The organism is Lentzea sp. NPDC037011, assembly GCF_055607425.1.
Map to the genome: position 1 here is coordinate 71,096 of NZ_JBVJRT010000005.1, position 15,340 is coordinate 86,435.

Annotated in this window: 13 protein-coding genes; 7 read left to right on the forward strand and 6 right to left on the reverse strand. The window is 68.9% G+C overall.

Going from position 1 to position 15,340, the window contains the following annotated elements:
* Positions 1-97: 97 nt before the first annotated feature.
* Entirely contained in the window at positions 98-1,135 is a 1,038-nt protein-coding gene (locus tag ACZ7CH_RS15795) for a LacI family DNA-binding transcriptional regulator (protein ID WP_360385272.1), read from the reverse strand.
* Positions 1,136-1,355: 220 nt separating this feature from the next.
* Between ACZ7CH_RS15795 and ACZ7CH_RS15800 the strand changes: the two genes are divergently transcribed.
* The 7 genes from ACZ7CH_RS15800 to ACZ7CH_RS15830 all read left to right on the forward strand — a co-directional run bounded on the left by ACZ7CH_RS15800 (position 1,356) and on the right by ACZ7CH_RS15830 (position 8,437).
* Complete coding sequence (locus tag ACZ7CH_RS15800) at positions 1,356-2,615, forward strand: extracellular solute-binding protein (RefSeq protein ID WP_360385274.1); 1,260 nt, start codon at positions 1,356-1,358, stop codon at positions 2,613-2,615.
* Between the two features lie 61 nt (positions 2,616-2,676).
* Entirely contained in the window at positions 2,677-3,594 is a 918-nt protein-coding gene (locus tag ACZ7CH_RS15805; protein WP_470374227.1) for a carbohydrate ABC transporter permease, read from the forward strand.
* Between the two features lies 1 nt (position 3,595).
* Complete coding sequence (locus ACZ7CH_RS15810) at positions 3,596-4,492, forward strand: sugar ABC transporter permease (RefSeq protein ID WP_360385276.1); 897 nt, start codon at positions 3,596-3,598, stop codon at positions 4,490-4,492.
* Between the two features lie 151 nt (positions 4,493-4,643).
* Complete coding sequence (locus tag ACZ7CH_RS15815; RefSeq protein WP_470374228.1) at positions 4,644-5,738, forward strand: ABC transporter ATP-binding protein; 1,095 nt, start codon at positions 4,644-4,646, stop codon at positions 5,736-5,738.
* Positions 5,739-5,836: 98 nt separating this feature from the next.
* Positions 5,837-6,781 carry a metal ABC transporter solute-binding protein, Zn/Mn family gene (locus ACZ7CH_RS15820; protein ID WP_360385280.1) on the forward strand — a complete coding sequence of 315 codons (945 nt, stop codon included), beginning with the start codon at positions 5,837-5,839 and terminating at the stop codon, positions 6,779-6,781.
* Complete coding sequence (locus ACZ7CH_RS15825) at positions 6,778-7,569, forward strand: metal ABC transporter ATP-binding protein (RefSeq protein WP_360385282.1); 792 nt, start codon at positions 6,778-6,780, stop codon at positions 7,567-7,569. Before ACZ7CH_RS15820 ends, ACZ7CH_RS15825 begins: the two co-directional genes overlap by 4 nt.
* A gap of 43 nt (positions 7,570-7,612) precedes the next feature.
* Complete coding sequence (locus tag ACZ7CH_RS15830) at positions 7,613-8,437, forward strand: metal ABC transporter permease (RefSeq protein WP_360385284.1); 825 nt, start codon at positions 7,613-7,615, stop codon at positions 8,435-8,437.
* A gap of 433 nt (positions 8,438-8,870) precedes the next feature.
* On the opposite strand, the gene ACZ7CH_RS15835 is transcribed toward ACZ7CH_RS15830, so the two are convergent.
* From ACZ7CH_RS15835 to ACZ7CH_RS15855, 5 genes are all read right to left on the reverse strand, one after another.
* Complete coding sequence (locus ACZ7CH_RS15835; protein ID WP_360385286.1) at positions 8,871-10,292, reverse strand: GGDEF domain-containing protein; 1,422 nt, start codon at positions 10,290-10,292, stop codon at positions 8,871-8,873.
* Between the two features lie 252 nt (positions 10,293-10,544).
* Positions 10,545-11,771, reverse strand: coding sequence for an MFS transporter (locus ACZ7CH_RS15840; RefSeq protein WP_360385288.1), 1,227 nt, complete (start codon positions 11,769-11,771; stop codon positions 10,545-10,547).
* A 570-nt stretch (positions 11,772-12,341) separates the two neighbouring features.
* Complete coding sequence (rlmB, locus tag ACZ7CH_RS15845; RefSeq protein WP_360385290.1) at positions 12,342-13,313, reverse strand: 23S rRNA (guanosine(2251)-2'-O)-methyltransferase RlmB; 972 nt, start codon at positions 13,311-13,313, stop codon at positions 12,342-12,344.
* Between the two features lie 5 nt (positions 13,314-13,318).
* On the reverse strand, positions 13,319-14,713 hold the full coding sequence (gene cysS, locus ACZ7CH_RS15850) for a cysteine--tRNA ligase (protein ID WP_470374229.1): 1,395 nt from the start codon (positions 14,711-14,713) through the stop codon (positions 13,319-13,321).
* Positions 14,710-15,333 (reverse strand): HAD family hydrolase, encoded by a 624-nt coding sequence (locus ACZ7CH_RS15855; RefSeq protein WP_470374230.1) that lies wholly within the window; start codon positions 15,331-15,333, stop codon positions 14,710-14,712. The genes cysS and ACZ7CH_RS15855 overlap by 4 nt, the downstream gene beginning before the upstream one ends.
* Between the last annotated feature and the right edge of the window lie 7 nt (positions 15,334-15,340).

Genomic DNA, 15,340 nt, shown 5'->3' on the forward strand with positions numbered 1-15,340 from the left:
CAGGGTGACCGGCGTCCCTCAAATGACGCATCCGCGCTGGTCGTCCCATCTGGCTTGTTCAGAATTTGGTCCAGACCAATATCCCCCGCCGGGTGTCTCACCTCGGGGCCGCTGACGACTCCCGCACGACCAGCCGCGGCCGGAACACGCGCGTGTAGTTGTCGTTGCCCTGCCTGCGCCGATCCGGGTCCAGGCGCTGCACGAGCTCGTCGATCGCGGCCGCCGCCATCTCCTCGATCGGCTGCGCCAGCGTCGTCAAAGCGGGCGAGGAGTAGGCAGCCAGCGGGATGTCGTCGAACCCGACGACGGACAGCCGATCGGGTACCGCGATCCCCCGCTGGTGTGCCTCGCGCATGACGCCCAGCGCCATGTGGTCCGACGAGCAGATCACCGCGGTCGGCGCCACCGTGTCGAGCAGCTGCGCCACCGCCTCGCCACCGCCCTCGGCGCTGAACGGCCCGTGCGCCACGTACTCCGAGCCCGCCGGCAGGTGGTTCTCCTCCAGGGCGGCGGCCCACCCGGCGCGCTTGAGCCGTGACGGCAGCGACCGCGCCGGCCCCGACACGAACCCGATCCGCTCGTGCCCGAGGTCGATCAGGTGCTTGGTGGCCAGGTAACCGGCCATCTGCTCGTCCACCGTCACGTCGGGCACGTCCAGCGCGGGCGTGGCGCCGTTCAGGAACACCATGTGCACGCCGTCGGCCAGCAGCTTCGCGTAGTAGCTCGGCCGCGGGGCCTGCCCGAGCGGGACCTCGACGTTGGTGATCTCCGGTGACACGAACACCATGCCCTCGACCCCGCGGGCGAGCAGCATCCGGACGTACTCCTCCTCGCCCATCGGCGCGCCGCTGCGGGTGTTGCACAGCAGCGAGGAGTAGCCCAGCCGGGCGGCGCGGGTCTCCAGCGCCTCCGCGAACGCCGGGAACACCGGGTTCGACAGCTCCGGCACCAGCAGGCCGATCACGCCCGTGCGCTGCAACGCGCCGAGTCCGCGCGGGGTGTACGGCATCTCCGCGAGCACCGACAGCACCCGCTGGCGGGTCTCGTCGTTGACGCCCGCCCGCCGGTTCAGCACTCGGCTGACGGTCGAGATGGACACCCCGGCTGCCCTGGCGATCTCGGACAGTCCGGACACGTTGCCTCCCTGCTCAGCTTGGGTCGGCGCAAGCCTGCCGTGTCCAGAAAAATTTTGCAATGACGGTTCACGGGACGGGGCCGTTACGGCTTGGTTACGGTCGACGTCTTGACCTGACCATGGTTCGGGTAGTGAAATCGCCCGCAACATTCTCGCAAAACCTTGCAACACCTCGTCTCGCTCGGAGTCGAGGCCCCAGCTGGAGGGAACGGCAGCAACGATGCGACGGACAACCCTCGTGACCGCCATGGCGACGGGTGTCGCCCTCGTGCTCACCGCCTGCGGAAGCGGCGGATCGAGCAGCAACAGCGGATCCGACTCGGGCGAAGTGACGTTCTGGGACACCAGTGGCCCCAACGAGAGCCCCGCGTTCGCCAAGATCGCGAACGACTGCGCCTCGAAGGGCGGCTACAAGGTCAAGGTCGAGACGCAGGCGTTCGACACGGCGCTCGCGAACTACAAGACCGCAGCCCAGGGCGGCCAGGGCCCCGACGTCTTCCGCGCCGAGGTCGCCTGGGTGCCGCAGCTCGCCAAGCTGGGCTACGTCGCCGACCTCTCCGACACCGACCTCGCGAAGGACACCGGCGACTTCCTGGAGGCCCCGCTGGGCTCCACGAAGTTCGAGGGCAAGACCTACGCGGTGCCGCAGGTGACCGACTCCCTCGCGCTGCTCTACAACAAGAAGAAGCTCGCCGACGCGGGCGTCGAACCGCCGAAGACGTGGGACGAGCTCAAGGCAGCGGCCGCCAAGCTGGGCGGCGAGAAGGCGTTCTTCCTCAACAACGACGCGTACTACGCGCTGCCGTTCATCTACGGCGAGGGCGGTGACCTGGTCGACGCCTCCGCGAAGAAGATCGTGGTCAACTCCGAGAAGAACGTGAAGGCGCTGCAGACCGCGAAGGGCCTGCTCGACTCGAAGGCCGCGTTCACCTCGCTCGACGCCGGCAACTCCTACACCACGATGCAGGCCGCGTTCTCCAGCGGCGACGCCGCCATGGTGATCAACGGCCCGTGGGCGGTGGCCGACTACCTCAAGGGCACCGCGTTCACCGACCCGGCCAACCTCGGCATCGCGCCGGTCCCCGGCCCGACCGCGGGCAAGGGCAGCGCACCGGTCGGCGGCCACGACTACACGATCCGCCAGGGCACCAAGGCGAAGCAGTCGTCGATCAAGTTCGTCCAGTGCATGGCGTCGGCCGAGTCGCAGGCCGCCATCGCCAAGGAGCTGGGCCTGCTGCCGACCCGCAAGTCGGCCTACCAGAACGCCGACGTCAAGGCCAACGCCGTCGTCTCCGCGTTCGAGCCGGTCACCAAGGTCGCGCACGAGCGCGCCTGGATCCCCGAGGGCGGCCAGCTGTTCGACCCGCTGAAGATCGCCTACGCCGACGTCCTCGCCGGCAAGAAGGAGCCGAAGGCCGCTCTCGACGACGTCGCCAAGGCGTACAAGGAGCAGGTCGTCACCGAGTACTCGATCGGCTGATTGGTGTTGGACGGCCGGGGCCTGCCGCCCCGGCCGTCCGCCTGGGGTTCGGAGGAGATCGGTGCGTCGGTTCCTGGACCGGTACTGGTACGCGTATGCGATGGTGCTGCCGGTCGTGGTGGTCATCGCGGTGTTGGTGCTCTACCCGCTCGCGCAGGGCGTGTTCTTCACCTTCACGAACATCAACGAGGGCAACATCGCCAACCCGGTCCTGGACCGGGCCGCGTCCTACGACGTGGTGGGCTTCAAGAACTACCTCAACGTCCTGTCCGGCGGCGACTCCTACGGCGCCTTCTGGGGCACGCTGGTCCGCACGCTGATCTGGACGTTCGCCTGCGTGTTCTTCCACTACACCATCGGCCTGGGCCTGGCGATGCTGCTCAACCGCCAGGTGAAGGGCCGCTCGCTCTACCGCGTGCTGCTGATCCTGCCGTGGGCCGTGCCCGCGTTCATCAGCGCGTTCGCCTGGAAGTACATGTTCAACGCGCAGTACGGGATCATCAACCAGGTCCTGCGCGCCGTCGGCCTGCCCGACCCGGTCTGGCTCGGCCAGTCCGACTGGGCCCTCGTGTCCGTGATCATGGTCAACGTCTGGCTGGGCACGCCGTTCATGATGGTGGCGCTCCTGGGCGGCCTGCAGTCGATCCCCGGCGACCTCTACGAGGCGGCGGAGATGGACGGCGCGACGCCGTGGCAGCGCTTCCGCCACGTGACCCTGCCCGGCCTGCGCTCGGTGTCGTCCACGGTGGTCCTGCTCGGCATCATCTGGACGTTCAACATGTTCCCGGTGATCTACCTGGTGGCGGGCCCCAACCCGAACACCCGCATCCTGGTGACCTACGCGTTCGAGCGCTTCTTCTCCGGCGCGTCCCGCGACTACGCCATCGCGTCGACCTACGGCGTGCTGATCCTTTCGGTGTTGTTGGTGTTCGCCGCCGTCTACCGGCGGGCACTGCGCAAGCAGGGCGAGGTGTGGTGACGTGACGCTCGATGCTTCGTCCCTCCAGGTGGTCAAGGCCCCCGAACGCCGCCTGAGCCGGTCGGACCGCTCCGCCGGGTCCTCGATCCTGTTGCACGCCACGCTGATCACCGCGTCGGTCATCTCGGTGTTCCCGATCTTCTGGGTGTTCGTCACCTCGTTGAAGCCCGACGCCCGCGCCGTCGAACCGACGCCGAAGCTGTGGAACGAGTCCTCGTTCGACAACTACAGCCGCGTGCTGGCCGGCGAGAAGGGCGACTTCCTCGCCTGGTTCGGCAACTCCGTGGTGATCGCACTGCTGACCACCGTGCTCGGCGTGTTCATCTCGGCCACCGCCGGCTACGCGGCCTCGCGCTTCCGGTTCCCCGGCAAGCGCGGCCTGATGATGTCGTTCCTGCTGGTGCAGATGTTCCCGTTCGCGGTCCTGATCGTGCCGCTCTACAACATCCTGATCGCGTTGGGGCTCAACGGTTCCACCATCGGCCTGGTGCTCGTTTACTGCACCACCGCGGTGCCGTTCTGCACGTACATGCTCAAGGGCTACTTCGACACGGTCCCCGCCGACATCGACGAGGCCGGCCGCGTGGACGGCCTGTCGCCGTTCGGCGTGTTCTGGCGGCTGATCATGCCGCTGGCCAAGCCGGGCCTCGCGGTGACGTCGTTCTACGCGTTCCTCACGGCGTGGGGCGAGGTGGCGTTCGCGTCGGCGTTCCTGTCGGCGGCGGACGAGTCGAAGACCCTGGCCGTCGGGTTGCAGGTGTTCGTGCAGCAGAACCGCACCGAGTGGGGCCACCTCGCGGCCGCGTCCATCCTGGTCGCCATCCCGGCGATCGTCGTGTTCTACCTGGTGCAGCGGTTCCTGGTGACCGGGCTCGCGTCCGGTGCCGTGAAGGGCTGACCGCGGGCGGCGCGTGAGAGCGCGCTCATCCATGCTGTCGGACGTAAGCGCTTGCGTTGCGAACTCGCGCAACGCAAGCGCTTACGGCCATTCCCGTAAGCGCTTGCAATGCATAACGTCGCGCCCAGACAAGCGGTGAAAGGTGCGTCACATGGCAGAGGTGTCCTACGTCAAGGCGTCGAGGGTGTTCTCCGGCAACCCGCCGGTGCGCGCGGTCGACGAGCTGTCGCTCGAGGTCGCTGACGGCGAGTTCCTGGTGCTCGTCGGCCCGTCCGGTTCCGGCAAGTCGACGGCGCTGCGCATGCTCGCCGGCCTCGAGGACATCGACGAGGGCGCCATCCACATCGGCGGCAAGGACGTCACCAACGTCCCGCCGAAGGGCCGCGACATCGCCATGGTGTTCCAGTCCTACGCGCTCTACCCGCACATGACCGTCGCCGAGAACATGGGCTTCGCGCTCAAGCTCCGCGGCGTCAACAAGACCGAGATCAAGGCGAAGGTCGAAGAGGCCGCCAAGATGCTCGACCTCACCAAGTACCTGGAGCGCAAGCCGAAGGCGCTCTCCGGTGGTCAGCGCCAGCGCGTCGCCATGGGCCGCGCCATCGTCCGCGAGCCCTCCGTGTTCCTCATGGACGAGCCGCTGTCCAACCTGGACGCCAAGCTCCGCGTCGAGACCCGCGCCAACATCGCCGCCCTCCAGCAGCGCCTCGGCACCACCACGATCTACGTCACGCACGACCAGGTCGAGGCCATGACGATGGGTCACCGCGTCGCCGTGCTCAAGGACGGCCTGCTGCAGCAGTGCGACACCCCGCGCGCGCTGTACGACCGCCCGGCCAACGCGTTCGTCGCGGGCTTCATCGGCTCGCCGGCCATGAACCTCAAGACCGTGCCGATCACGTCCGAGGGCGCGAAGCTCGACGGCGTCATCGTGCCGCTCTCGCGTGACGCGATCGCCGCCGCCGGTGGCCTGGACGAGGTCACCTTCGGCATCCGCCCCGAGGCCCTCGGCATCGTGCCGTCGGGCGAGGAGGGCATGGAGATGACCGTCGAGCTGGTCGAGGAGCTCGGCGCCGACGCGCTCGTGCACGGCGCCGTGAAGATCGGCGACTCGTCGCAGCGCTTCGTCGTCCGCGTCGACGGCCGCACGCCGCCCACCCTGGGCCAGCACGTCAAGGTCGCCGTGCGCGACCACAGCGAGATCCACCTGTTCCACCCCGAGACGGGCGAGCGCCTGGAGGCGTGAGTCACACGCGAAGGCCCCCGGCGTGACCGCCGGGGGCTTTTTCATGTCGTAAGCTGAACTCGACAACGGTTTCCATTACCTGATCGAGGGACGGCGTGATGACTCTCCGCAACGCTCTGGTCGGCACTCTCGCCGTCGTGAGCCTGGCAGCCTGCGGCACGACCACGCCGGCCGCGGACAACGGCAAGATCAAGGTGGTCACCTCCACCAACGTCTGGGGCAGCGTCGTCGCCGCCGTCGGTGGTGACGCGGTCGAGGTCAAGGCGCTGCTGGAGGACCCCGGCGCCGACCCGCACTCCTACGAGAGCAAGCCCGCCGACGCCGCACTGGTCAAGGACGCCAAGCTCGTCGTGTTCAACGGCGGCGGCTACGACGACTTCTTCGCGAAGCTGATCACCAGCGACGCCACCAAGAAGGTCGAGGCGTTCCCGCTGCGCGAGCACAGCCACGCCGAGGAGCCGGCCACCTCCACCGCCACCACGACCTCCGAGGCGCCCGCCGCGGACGACCACGGCCACGAGCACGGCGAGAACGAGCACGTCTGGTACGACCTGCACACCGTCCAGGCCGTGGCCGAGGCCGCGGCGAACGAGCTGAGCGCGCTCGCACCGGACAAGAAGGCGACGTTCGAGAGCAACACCCAGAAGTTCACCGCCGCGCTGGAGGACCTGGAGAAGAAGGTCACGGGCGTCGGCGCCGGCAAGAAGGTCGCCGCCACCGAACCGATCGCCCACTACCTGCTCGACGAGGCCGGCGCCGAGGACGCGACCCCCGAGGCGTTCAGCAAGGCCGTCGAGGAGGAGTCCGACGTCCCCGCCGCCGCGCTGGCCGAGATGAACCAGCTGGTCGAGGGCAAGAAGGTCAACGTGCTGGTCAACAACACCCAGACCGAGAACAACGTCACCAAGCAGCTCGTCGAGAAGGCCAAGGCGGCCGGAGTGCCCGTCGTCGAGGTCACCGAGACGTTGCCCGCGGGAACGACCGGCTACCTTGACTGGATGAGCAAGCAGGTGGACGCCCTTTCGCAGGCGCTCAAGGCATGACCGCGATCTCGCTGCGCGGCGCCCGGCTGTCCTACGGGGACAGAGTGCTGTGGGACTCCCTCGACCTCGACGTCGAACCCGGTGAGTTCCTCGCGGTGCTCGGCCCGAACGGCTCCGGCAAGACGAGCCTGATGCGCGTGCTGCTGGGCCTGCAACCGCTGTCCTCGGGCACGGTCGAGGTCAACGGCGGCAACCGCGCCATCGGCTACATCCCGCAGCAGCGAGCGCTCGACCAGTCCATGACGCTGCGCGGCCGCGACCTCGTCGGCCTGGGCCTCGACGGCTACCGCTGGGGCCTGGGCGTACGAGGTCGCGCCGCCCGCCGCATCCGCGTCGACGCGGCCATCGAGTCCGTGGGCGCCACCCGCTACGCCGACTCCCCGATCGGCCTGCTGTCCGGCGGCGAACAACAACGCCTGCGCGTCGCCCAAGCCCTCGTCGGCGACCCCACCGTGATGCTCTGCGACGAGCCACTCCTCTCACTCGACCTCGCCAACCAGCGCGTGGTGAGCGAGCTGATCGACAAACGCCGCCGCGAAGCCGCCACCGCCGTCCTCTTCGTGACGCACGAGCTGAACCCGGTCCTGCCACTCGTGGACCGGGTCCTGTACCTGGTCGGCGGCCGCTTCCGCATCGGCACCCCGGAAGAGGTCATGACCTCCGCGACCCTGTCCGAGCTGTACCGCACACCGGTCGAGGTCGTGCGCGTGCGCGACCAGATCCTGGTCGTCGGCGCCGGCGCCTGCGAGGAACAGACCCACCACCTGTCGGCGGGGGCCGCGTCGTGACCGCCTCCTCGTCCTCCACCCGTTCGTCGGCGGGAGCCGCGTCGTGACCTTCTTCGACCTCCTCGCCCTGGACTTCGTGCAGACCGCCCTGATCGCCGCCGCGGTCCTCGGCCTGGTCGCGGGCGCACTGGGCCCGTTCATCGTGACCCGCAAGATGGCCTTCGCCGTCCACGGCACCTCCGAACTCGCCTTCACCGGCGGCGCGGCCGCTCTGCTGCTCGGCGTCGGCGTCGGCTACGGCGCACTGGCCGGCTCGATCATCGCCGCAGTGCTCCTCGGCGTGCTGTCCCGCCGCGAGAGCGACCGCGACTCGGTGATCGGCGCGATCCTCGCCTTCGGCCTCGGCATGGGCATCCTCATGCTGGCCCTCTACAAAGGACGTTCGTCGAACAAGTTCGGCCTGCTGGTGGGCCAGATCGTCGGCGTCGACTCGACCGACCTGCAACTGCTGGTCATCTCCTCCGCAGCCGTCCTCGCCGTGCTGGCGGTGATCTACCGCCCCCTGTTCTTCGCTTCGGTCGACCCCGACGTGGCCGTCGCACGCGGCGTGCCGGTCCGCGGCCTGTCGATCGTGTTCGCGGTGCTCATAGGCGTCGCGACGGCGCTGTCGGTGCAGGTCGTGGGCGCTCTGCTGGTGCTGGCCCTCATGATCACCCCCGCCGCGGCGGCCATGCGGCTGACCGCGTCACCGGTGCGGGCGATCGTGCTGTCCGTCGTGTTCGCCGAGGTCGCCGCGGTGGGCGGAATCCTGCTGTCGCTGCAACCCGGGCTGCCGGTGTCGGCGCTCGTCACGGCGGTGAGCTTCGTGATCTACCTGGTCTGTCGTGGGATCGGGGCTGTGCGGACCGGGGCTTCGCGGGCTGCGTGACAGGCCGCGGGCTGTCGCTCGGACGGGTGAATCCTGTCCGGATTTGCCTCGATCGTCGTCTGGTAGATGTCCGGAAAGCATGGTCGTCTTCGCCCCGTGAGGAAGGAAGCGCGGGGGAGGCGGCAGGGGAACGTGGGGTTCTCATGGGAACGAGAATCAGCGAGTGCTGAGGGTTCGGCGGGCAGGGCAAGGGTGATCGGGTCGCGCGGTCCGGGGCCGTGGGCATGAGGTCGCGGGCATGGGGTCGCGGGCGTGAGGGCGTGCCACTGGGCACGAGGCGCCATGGGTGTGAGACGCCACGGGCATGACGGCTGCCCCGAGCTCAGGCGGTCTCGGCCCAGACCGTGGTTGCTCGGACCGTGGTGTGCTCGGACCGTGCCTCGCCCGGAGCGCGCAGGCACCCGGCGAAGCGGCGACCCAGCCCGAACGCGGCTCAGGCCGACCGTGACGTGATGGGCTTCGTGACGTCGTCCGCCCGAGGAGCCGGCATCAACCGCGGCGGAATGTCCAGCCCGGCCACCCGGACCTGGTTGCGCCCGTTCTCCTTGGCCTTGTACAGGGCGGCGTCCGCGGAGTGCTGCGCGGTCGCCATGTCCGGGCCGTTGTCCGGGATGACGGCCACGCCGATGGACGCGGAGATGGCGCGCAGCGAGTCGCCGTCGGGTTCCGAGGGCTGGATCTCGCGGCCGTAGAGGGTCACCACGTTGCGGTGCTTGTCGGTGGTCGGGACGGCGAGACGGCCGATGGCCTCGCGGATGCGTTCGGCGATCGTCACGCCCTGGGCGACCGGGGTGTCCTTCAGGGCCACGACGAACTCCTCGCCGCCGTCGCGGCCGGCCACGTCGCCGGGGCGGAGCTTTTCGCGCAGGATGCGGCCGACCTCGGCCAGGACCGCGTTGCCCGCGGGGTGGCCCCAGGTGTCGTTGATGCGCTTGAAGTGGTCGAGGTCGATGACGAGGACGGTCATCGGGACGCCGTCGAGGCGGCAGCGTTCGGCGAGGCGGCCGGCGTACTCGGCGAGGCCGTTCGTGTTCAGCAGGCCCGTGCGGTAGTCGGTGTGCGCGTCGGCGGCGAGGCGTTGGTGGAGCTGTTCCTGTTCGCGCAGGAGTCGTTCGAGATGCGTGCGGCGCTCAGCCGCCCGGGACAACAGTGCGTTCACCAAGATCACGGGGACCACCAGCAGCAGGGGGCCGACCCAGTGGGAGGTCATGAGCATGCCGAGCATCGCGCCCGCGCCGAGCGTGCTCATCTCCAGCATGTTGTCGACGCGGGAGCCGAGGAACTCGAAGACCTTCGAGTTCGGGGTCACGATCTTGAACGCGACCGCCACGGTCATCACCTGGACGAACCAGTACACGAGGGCGGCTATCGCGAGGACCAGGACCAGGCCGAGGTCGGTGGGCACGTTTCCGGTCGCGGCCAGCGAGACACCCGAGAGGTGCACGAGCGCCCACGACAGCAGGGTGGAGGCCAGCATGGAGGCGGTGCCGAAGACGAAGCGGTACGGCTGGCGGCGGGCGATCGGCTGGATCAGGATGCGCATCCAGATCGTGGCGACCACCGCGAGGCCACCGGGCAGGGCGACCGCGGCTGCGAAGGTCCAGACCGATGTCAGGTCGATGTGGGGACCGGAGGCCTCGTTGCGGCGGGCCTCCTCGGCTCTGCGGACGATCGTCAGGTGGATCGTGATCGCGGCGATCAGCGCGCCGAAGCGCAGCCAGTCCGTGGTGGCGACCGGGGTGAGATTCGTCAGCAGCCAGATGGCGGCGCCGGTGACCGCGGCTTCGAGCACGAAGAAGTACGCGATCGCGCTGGGCGCAACGGTCCAAAGGTCCCAGTTGCGAATCGGAGTCAAGCCGAGTGCCCGCGATCGCCCGCGATCAGTCAAACTGTTCTTCACCACGACCCCCTACGCTCATGACACATCATGAGCAAGCCGCTGCTGACCCGGTCGTAGACCACCGCGCTGCTGCTCGTCGCAACGAGGAGGTGTCCTGCCATGAGCAACCGTGACTTCTGAACACCACCCTCCTCAATGCTTCGCCCGGAACCTCCGCGTTTGAGGTGCCTCCTCGATCGGGATATCGCTATTGGTGACCGTTCTGTTTCAGATTGCCACCGTCTTGCTGTCCGCGCGACGCCGCGCCCGGCGCCAGGCGAAGGTGGCCTGTGTCGCCAGCAGCAACCCGATGCCCCCCGCGCCCGCGATCGTTGCTGTGATCGAACCGACCGAATGGGCGACGACACCGGCCAGTGCCATTCCGCCGCCCTGGCTCGAACGCAGTGCCGCGCGCCCAATGCCATAGGCCCTTCCGCGGTACTGGTCGGGAAGTAGTCGCATCCACGCCGAACGAGCGGGTGTGTGATAAGCCCCGCCTATACCGGCGATGACCAACAAAACGATCGTCCACGTCAGGTTCGGGTTGAACGCGAACATGATCAACGGCGCCAGCGACAGGATCGCGAGCGGACCGATCAGGCGTTCCCGCTTGGCCGGGTCCCGCACGATGCGGAACAGCAACGCCACGCCGAGCACGTTCGCGGCCGGCTCGATCGCGAGGATCAGGCCCACCGCCCACACCGCGTCCAGGCTCGCCGCCAGCGGCACCGCCAGGCCCTCCGGGACCATCGCGAGCCCCGCCAGCAGCCGGACGCCCAGCAGGGTCCTCAGCCGCGGCTCCGTCACCATCAACGTGAGCACGCCGCGCGGCTCTTCGTCGTCCTTCTTCTTGCGTCCCAGCGGGTCCGCGGCAGGGCGGTGCTCGACCGACACCTGCACCAGGATCGCCAGGGCGGCGAACGTCACGGCGTTGATCGCCAGCGCGATGCCGGGGTTCGTGTGGGCGACGAGGAAACCGGCGGCGGCGAGCCCGGCCATCTGAGCGATGTCCACGGACGTGCCGAAGAGCGCCACACCGTCGTCGTAGCGCTTGGCCGGCAGCACGTGCGGGAGGCTCGCCTCCTGGGCCGCCAGGTACGGCGAAGAAATCGCCAGCACCACGACCAGCAGCACGATCATCGCCCACAGCGGCATGCCGGGAATCGCCATCGCGGCCATGAGCACGGCCTGCATCCAGGCCGTCGTCACCATTACCGTGCGTCGCGGGAACCGGTCGGCGACCCAGCCGAGCAAGGGACCCGAAATCAGCGGCGGGAAGAGCGTCAACGACCAGGTGAGCGCGGTCCACGCTGCGGATTGTGTTCGTTCGAACACGAGCAGCGACAATGCGACCGCGGCGAGTTGGTCACCGGCGGTCGAAGCGGTGGAGCCGATCCACATGGCGCGGAACTCACGCAAACCCACGAGCTCGCGGAGCGCGCCTCGGGTCGTCATGCGTGTCCTCGGCGCGTCGCGGCCCGGCCGTGGCGAATCAGCTCGTCCTGATTCGTTCTACGCCGAGTCACGTCGCCCCCGCCGGTGGTAATCAATTCCTATCGACAATCACGGTAGAAGCTGCCTGACCGTTCAACGTCTGTCCTACCACAGTGTGTACCTAAACGGAGCAGGCCAGTTACCTAAAGTAGTTACAATAGCGAAACGCAGGCCTGATCTTCTTCACAGTTGACCTCGGATTCGCCTGGTTGGAGCCCAAATGGTCACGCAACGTGTCGCGTGGTGCCAATCGGTCCTCACCGGCTCGGCCAACCGGTGCAATCAGCTCCAACCGTCGTCCGCCGACTCCCGGCGGGTGCGGCAACAAAGGAACAGATGCGAAGGTACCCGCGCTCGGGAGTACCCGCGTAATAGGCCACGCCGATTGTCATCGCGGTCACCCGCAAGTGGCTGGCAACAGTTAAACGAGAACGTTTTCCCGCTCGCGGTCCGGCGTGGGTCCGCGAGCGGGAAAATGATCATTGACGTCGACTGCCGAGCCGTCTTTTCGTGGCGTGGCAGGGACTTGCGTCAGCCCTTGGCCGCGACCCGGCGACGGCGCGCCACTTCCGCGAGCACCACTCCGGCGGCGACGGAGGCGTTCAGCGACTCCACACCCGTGGCCATCGGAATGGACACCGTCTGGTCGCAGGTCTCCTTCACCAGACGCCCGAGACCGCGGCCCTCCGAACCCACGACGACCACCAGTGGACCGGTCGCCAGTTCGAGGCCGTCGACGTCCACGTCGCCGTCCGCGTCGAGCCCGACGATCATCAGACCGGCCTCAGCCCAGTCACGCAGGGTGCGCGTCAGGTTGGTGGCCATCGCGATCGGCAGCTTCGCCGCCGTGCCCGCGCTGGTGCGCCAGGCAACCGCGGTCATCGACGCGCTGCGCCGCTGCGGCAGCACCACGCCGTGGGCACCGAACGCCGCCGCGGACCGCACGACCGCACCCAGGTTCCGCGGGTCCGTCACACCGTCCAGCGCCACCAGCAACGGCGGCTGGGTGGAGCGCTGCGCCTGCTCCAGCAGCTCGTTCGGCGTGGCGTACTCGAACGGCGGCACCTGCAGGCCGAGGCCCTGGTGCATCGCGCCACCGGTGATCCGGTCGAGCTCACCGCGGGCCACCTCCAGCACGGAGATGCCCCGGTCGGCGGCCAGGCGCACGGCCTCGGCCACGCGGTCGTCCGCGTCGATGCCCAGCGCCACGTACAGCGCCGTCGCGGGCGTGCCCGCACGCAGGCACTCCACGACGGGGTTGCGGCCGGCCACGGTCTCGGCCTGGGCCTTCTCGGTCTTCTGGCGGCGCTGCGTCTTCACCGCGTCGCTCTTCGCGACCGCCTTGGCCCGCTTGTAGGCGGGGTGGTTCGGGCGGTCCGTCGCCTTCGGGGTCGGACCCTTGCCCTGCAGCCCCTTGGACTTCTGCCCGCCGGAACCGACGACCGCGCCCTTCTTCGAGCCCGGATTGCGCATCGCGCCCTTGCGCTTGGAGTTGCCAGCCACGGAAGTCAGTCGTCCTTCAAAGTCCACTGCGGACCGTCGGGGGTGTCCTCGACGGCGATGCCCGCCTCGTCCAGCTGCTCGCGCAACGCGTCAGCGCGCGCGAAGTCCCTGGTCTTGCGGGCTTCCTGGCGCTCGACGAGCAGTCGATCCACCAGCGTGGTCAACGCCTGCCGCATGCCGGTGTCGGCGGACGACGCGTTGTTCCACTTCGGCGACAACGGGTCGACGCCGAGGATGTCGGCCATCCGGCGGACGCACTCGGCGGCCTCGCGGGCCGTGGTGTCGTCGCCGTCGGCGAGCGCGGTGTTGCCCTGGCGCACCTTGTTGTGCAGCGCGGCGAGCGCCTGCGGGGTGCCCAGGTCGTTGTCCATGGCCGCCACGAAGTCGGGGCACATGGGACCCGCGAGGTCGATCGGACCGAGCCTCTCCACCGCGCGGCGCAGGAACGACTCGACGCGCCGGTACCCGGCCACCGCGTCCTGCAGCGCGTCCCCGGAGTACTCGATGTTCGACCGGTAGTGCGGGCCGACCAGGTAGTAGCGCAGCTCGGCCGCGCTGACGAGCTTCAGCATCTCCGGGATCGACACCACGTTGCCGAGCGACTTCGACATCTTCTCGCCCGACATCGTCACCCAGGCGTTGTGCATCCAGTAGTTCGCGAAGCCGTCACCGGCCGCGCGCGACTGCGCCTGCTCGTTCTCGTGGTGCGGGAAGATCAGGTCCAGCCCGCCGCCGTGGACGTCGAAGGTGCTGCCCAGGTACGTCGTGGCCATCGCGGAGCACTCGAGGTGCCAGCCGGGCCTGCCGTTGCCCCACGGCGTCGGCCAGGACGGCTCACCGGGCTTCGCGGCCTTCCACAGCGTGAAGTCGCGCGGGTCGCGCTTGCCGCGGACCTCGGTCTCGCCCTGCTGCTGGTCGTCGATCTTGCGCCCGGACAGCGCGCCGTACTCGGGGAACGAGCGCACGTCGAAGTAGACGTCGCCGTCGACGTCGTAGGCGTGGTTCTTGTCGATCAGCCGCTGCATCAGGTCGACCATCTGCGTCACGTGCCCGGTCGCGCGCGGCGCGTACGACGGCGGCAGGCAGCCCAGCGCGTCGTAGGCGCTCTCGAACGCGAGCTCGTGCGTGTACGCCCACTCCCACCAGGGCCGGTCGTTCGCCGCGGCCTTGGTGAGGATCTTGTCGTCGATGTCGGTGACGTTGCGGACCAGCGTGACGTCGGCGCCGTCACGCCCCAGCCAGCGCCGCAGCACGTCGAAGTTCAGGCCGCTGCGGACGTGCCCGATGTGCGGGACGCCCTGCACGGTCGCCCCACACACGTAGATCGACGCCGTTCCGTTGACCTGCGGGTGGAACTCCCGCATGCTCCGGCTCGCGCTGTCGTAGATGTGGAGGCTCACACGGGAATGGTACGGGCCACATCCAGGAGCGCAGTGGGCCGGTCACTCGTCGGAACCGGATTGACGAGCCGGAAGGAGCAACCGACGGCTTCCGCTCCGCCGTCCGCCTCAGCGCTGTCGCCGACCATCACGGCGTTCGCCGGCGCGACGCCGAGCCGTTCGCAGGCGGTGGTGAAGATCTTCGGGTCCGGCTTGACCACGCCCTCCTCGTAGGAGAGCACGAACTCGTCCACCAGGTGCGTCAGCCCGTGCAGCTCGAACACGGACCGGATGTCCCACCCGATGTTGCTGACGACCGCGACCGGCACGTCGGCCAGGTACTCCAGCGTCGCCTTCACGTCCGGGTAGGGCCGCCACGACTCGGGCGAGATGAGCTGCTCGTAGAACGCCTCGGCGTCCGGCACGAGCGCGTCACGCAACACCTTCACGTGGACCCAGCGGTGGACCTCGGGGTCGAGGTCGCGGCGGAACCAGGCGTCGGCCAGCTCGGGGTCCACGCCGTCGGCGATCCCGACCGGTGCGGTGAGCGCCCGCATCAGGTCGCCGTTGGACTCCAGCCCGGGGTGCTCGAGCCGGAAGAGCGTGCCGGAGAAGTCGAAGAGAGCGGCGCGGATCGTCACGCCGCGA